The organism is Rubrivirga sp. SAORIC476, from assembly GCF_002283555.1.
Taxonomy (GTDB): Bacteria; Bacteroidota; Rhodothermia; order Rhodothermales; family Rubricoccaceae; genus Rubrivirga.
Genome location: NZ_MVOI01000017.1, coordinates 1 through 4,425, shown reverse-complemented (window position 1 = coordinate 4,425; position 4,425 = coordinate 1). Strand labels below are relative to the sequence as shown.

5 protein-coding genes are annotated in these 4,425 nt (G+C 70.9%); all 5 read right to left on the bottom strand.

The window, feature by feature from the left end; genetic code table 11:
* Nucleotides 1-189: 189 nt before the first annotated feature.
* The 5 genes from B1759_RS18915 to B1759_RS18895 all read right to left on the bottom strand — a co-directional run bounded on the left by B1759_RS18915 (nucleotide 190) and on the right by B1759_RS18895 (nucleotide 3,084).
* Complete coding sequence (locus B1759_RS18915) at nucleotides 190-381, bottom strand: hypothetical protein (RefSeq protein ID WP_095516653.1); 192 nt, start codon at nucleotides 379-381, stop codon at nucleotides 190-192.
* Nucleotides 382-407: 26 nt separating this feature from the next.
* Nucleotides 408-1,625 carry a hypothetical protein gene (locus tag B1759_RS18910; RefSeq protein WP_095516652.1) on the bottom strand — a complete coding sequence of 406 codons (1,218 nt, stop codon included), beginning with the start codon at nucleotides 1,623-1,625 and terminating at the stop codon, nucleotides 408-410.
* Nucleotides 1,622-2,188: a hypothetical protein gene (locus B1759_RS18905; protein WP_095516651.1), complete on the bottom strand. Its 567-nt coding sequence runs from the start codon at nucleotides 2,186-2,188 to the stop codon at nucleotides 1,622-1,624. The genes B1759_RS18910 and B1759_RS18905 overlap by 4 nt, the downstream gene beginning before the upstream one ends.
* 137 nt (nucleotides 2,189-2,325) lie before the next feature.
* The gene (locus B1759_RS18900) at nucleotides 2,326-2,532 is read right to left on the bottom strand and encodes a hypothetical protein (RefSeq protein ID WP_095516650.1); all 207 of its coding nucleotides are present in this window, start codon (nucleotides 2,530-2,532) and stop codon (nucleotides 2,326-2,328) included.
* Between the two features lie 216 nt (nucleotides 2,533-2,748).
* Entirely contained in the window at nucleotides 2,749-3,084 is a 336-nt protein-coding gene (locus B1759_RS18895; protein WP_095516649.1) for a hypothetical protein, read from the bottom strand.
* Nucleotides 3,085-4,425: the final 1,341 nt, after the last annotated feature.

Sequence of the window (4,425 nt, the reverse complement as noted above, 5' to 3'; positions counted from 1 at the left end):
GGCGGCGTAGAACCTGAGGCAAACGTGAAGCGGAGAGCCCCCAGCGAACGGGCTTCGCTCCGCTCCGCCCGGCCCCGGTCGGGGCAGGCTTCGGGAGAGACTGAGGCGGGGGGAGGCTCCCTAGATTTCTAGGGACGGAGGCACGTGCTACTAGGTACGTGCCTCAGGCGGGCCAACCGGGAGAGCCGTCTACTCAGGCATCAACGGCTGTTCGACGTAGGGATCCACCGGCTCCACCACGGGCACGAGCGAGTCTTGGCGGGCTTCCTCGGCGGCGGTGGCGAGCCACCACACGCAGGCCAGCACGGCGGCGGCCATGACGACGCCGAGGCAGACGGCGACGGCAGCACGGAGGATCGGAAAGGGCGGTGCGTCGCTCACTTGTGCGTGGATCGGTAAGCCCGAAGCTATGTGTCAGATGGGCCCCGAACGGGGAGCCCTCCCGACCGGGCCCCGGCGGCTCTGATTCCGAGGCTCACCGGGGCCCGATCCTCGGCGGTGCGGAGCGTCGAGGCGAGGGCGTCGAGGCGGGCGGCGGTGCGGGCCCGGGCGGCTTCGTCGGGCCCGGCGTGGAACCCGTCGATGAAGTCGCGGAGGTCCCCGTAGACGGTGTGAGCGTTGCGGCTCCCGATCACGTCGCGGGCGAAGTCGCGGGCGGCTTCGTAGTCCCACCCCAGAGCCTCACAGATCCCCAGCAAGCCGAGGCGGGTGACGATCCACCCCCACGCCCGCTTCCCTTCATCGAACGGGCAGGCGTCGCGGATCCTGTCGAGGGTGTCGAACAGGTGACGTTGCCCGGTGTCTCCCCTCACGTCGAGGAACAGGTCGGACACCGGGCGAGCCGTCGAGGTCAGCACGTCGGCCAGCGTGGCGTAGGGGTCGTGAATCCCGATGGAACAGAACCGCTTGACGAGGGAAGGGCCCTTTGCCCTCCGCTCGAATCGGACGGCCCCGGCCAGGTCGCGGTAGACCTTCGGACCGGCGGCGGCCATGAACGCCCGGTTCGCGGGCTTCGCAAGCTCGAGGCCCTTCGCGTAGATCCCCAGCTCGTCCGCTCCCCGTCGTCTGGCGGTGCGGAAGCGGAGCGACGCCCCCCGGTTGCCCCCTTCGTCCGCGAACCGGAAACCGGGGTTCGACCGGAGCGAGCGGAGAGCGTCGAAAGCGTCCCCCACACGGGCCCCCACAGCGGCGTCGTAGACGCCCCCGGCGGCCGGGTCTAGGGTCACGTCGAGGAACACGTCGGCGGCCCTCACGTCGGCCGAGAGAAGCCCCTCAGCATCGACGCGGACGAACCCGGCCGAGGTGACGGCAGAGGCGAGGGCGTCGAGGGTGTCGGGGCCGATCCCCCGGGCGTAGTCCGACCGGAGGGCCTTCGCGGACACGTCGAGGGACAGGGAGCCGTCGAGGTCGTCGAGGGTGAGGGCGTTGACGCCGGGCAGAGCATCCCCCGGGGCGTAGCGGAGCCGGTCGAATCGGGAGCCGTCAACGCGAGCCCCAGCGGAGCGAGAGACGCCGGGGTGCCCCAGATCGGGAAGCCTGTCCAGGCGGAACCCGTCGGCGGGGATGCGGAGCGATACGGTGTCCAGCCGTCGGCCCGGTGCGGGCGTCACGGTCGCGGCGATCATCGGCCCGACCGACCCCGGCGGGTAGCGACTGTGACGCGGTAGCGGTCGGGTCCTGTGAGGTGGAGCGCGTAGCGGGTCCGGTCGGCTTCGTCCTGAAACTGGCACCCGTCGAGGTCGTCGTCGGGGTTCGGGACGCGGGCCGGGTAGAGGCTCCCGGCGTAGCGGATCGGGTCGGCCGGGGCGACGGTGCGGACGTAGCGGGCCGGGCGTCGGGCGGTCGGCGGCTTCGTGCTGAGGCAGACGACGAGGGCCCGACCGTCGGCCCGACGGAGGTTCGCCCCGGTGCGGACGTAGAGCCCGGCCAGCGGGGCCGACGGGGACGCGGGGGGCCGGTCGGGTGCCTGAAAGACGGGGACCGGCCGAGGCAGTCGTAAGGCCCCAGCGGCGGGCCATTCGGCGGGCGTCGAGGTCGCCGTCGGCGTAGATCGTGCCGAGGGCTTCGTCGGGGAGGCCGGGGCGACGAACCCGAACAGGTCGGGGAGCGGGTCGGGTGCGGTGTCGGCTTGCGGTGCCGTAAGGCAGCACGTTGCGGACCCGGGGGGAATGTCCGTAGGTATGGGCATGGGTCGGCCCCTCAGGGGGGCGGCTCAGGGTGATAGCGGCTAGGCTTCCTCCCCTTCACGGGCCGAACGTTGTGGCGACGTTCGGCCCGTTCCCGTTCGGGGGAGTCGGGCGGGCGACGGGGCCCGATGGGGTCAGTTCATGCGGAAACCGTGCCGGTGCAGAGGGCCCGGTCGGCGTCGAGAGCGTCGAGGATCAAGCCTCGCACGAACACAGCCACGGGGACTCCCTCCGCATCGAGGCGGACGGCCAGCCGATCACGGTCGGCGGGAGCGAGACGGGCGGAGACGACGGGCGAGGTCCGGGTGAGGGCGGGCCGGTCGGGTGCGGAACGGTCGGATGCCATCGGCGGGGGGACAGGTGGCGCGGTTGTCAGGATGCGGGGCGGAGCCCCGGGGAGTCAAGGTGACGCCGTCACGGCGGAGCCCTCAGGAGGCGTGTTATTCCCGGCGAGCGGGAATACCCGGGGCACAATGTCGGTCCACGGGAGCCAGGTGCAAGACACCAGTTGTCCACAGCGTTCTGAGTTTCGACGCGGGACGATGGAGTCGAGGGCGTCGAGTCAGGCGTCGGGCAGGGCGAGCCGTTCGCCGTGGGGGGCTTCCTCCACCGTCCATGCCGGTTCCTCGGCGACGGCGAACCCGACCAACCGGCGGAGGATCAACCGGCGGACCTTCGCCCCCCGGTCGTACTTGGTCGTCGGCCGGGCCGGGTCGGCCAGAGCGAGGGCAGCCGAGAGGGCCGGGGGCGTCACGTCGAGGGCGTCGGCCAGAGCGGCCCGGGTCGGGAACGGCTTCCCGTAACCCGTGACGCGGTGGACAGCGGCTAGGGCATGGGCGGCTAGCTCCGTCTCGGAGTAGTACCGGCCGGTGCGGAGCGGGCGGAGGTCGTCAGGCATCGGCAGGCCCCAGCGGGGCAGAGGTGGGGGAGGCCGACAAGGTAGAGAGCCCGTTGGACGTAGACGGTAACGAAATTACCTATTACCGATAACCCTTGTTATCGAACTGCGGTAACGAGGGCCCGGCGGGGTCGGTCCGGTCGGCATCCATGAGGCTTCCCGGCATCCATGAGCGTTCCCGTTTGCATGGGGTCTCCCCGTCTGCATGGGGTTTCCAGTCACGCCCCAGCGTCGAGGCTCCCGTCGGCCTCGACACGAACCCCAACCCGGGCACGCGGACCGGCGGAGCAACGCCCCAGCGGAGACGGCAGGCCCGGGGGGCGTCTGGCGTCACGATCCACCTCGGCGGCGTCCCTGTCAGCACAGGAGGCCGAGGGAGGCGTCGAGGTCGCCTGTATCCTCGCAGACCTACAGCAACCACGCCGATGATCTTTCTCCTGTGCATCGGCTTCGCCATCGTGTTCTGGATGGTGCTGAACCGGGGACTGCCAAAGGGACCGCTGGGTTAGTCGGAGCACGGCCGGGCCCTTTTGGGTCGGCTTCCATCGGACCCCCAGAACCGGAAACGGGCGGGTGCCCTCGCGTGCGGGCGTACTGTGCCGCGAACGGGTCAGCCCTCGCGCGGGATCGCGCGTACCGGGTGCGAAACTCTCAGCGGCTCCCAGGTTGCCCCGTGCTGCGTTCGGGAGTCCTGCCCGGCTTCCGGGTCGGGTGAGAGAGCGTCGGCGTCTGAGGCGATCCTGAGGCGTCGCATGGGGTTCGTTTCGCAGGCCGGGCAGCTCGTCCCCGTGCGAGTGCTCAGTCTGTCCAGGTCGGCCCCCTCGCGCGAGCGTCAGGGGTGTAAGGGTTGGGCCCTCCCGCGTGTGTCGGAAGTGTCCGAAATACGCCGGTCGGGACAGACCGCGAAGCGGCTTTTTTTGGGGGCGGACTTTCGCCACCCCGGCCCGTCGAGGGCTCCGGCGGTCCTGTCGTTTCACCGTCGGTCCGCCCCCCTTCTGTCCCCCTTCTGCCCCCCCACGGGTTCAGCCGTTGCCATTGGGCGGGGCCAGCGGGAGCGGGCGGCCGCAACACGGGCACGGGCGTTCCGGCGGGCTTTGGGGCCCGGCGGGCTCCCTCGCGTGCGTGTGTGGCAAATGGGGAAGAACCGGGCCCAGACTGTCAACCGACCGTCAAATGGGCGGGGCCCTTCTAGTCCCCTTCCGGTGCCTGTCGATGTCAGGTTTTGACAGGTCCGGGAGCCCGTCGGATCTGAGGTTTTCCGAGGTTGGCCGGGCCGGTCGAGGCGGCGTAGAACCTGAGGCAAACGTGAAGCGGAGAGCCCCCAGCGAACGGGCTTCGCTC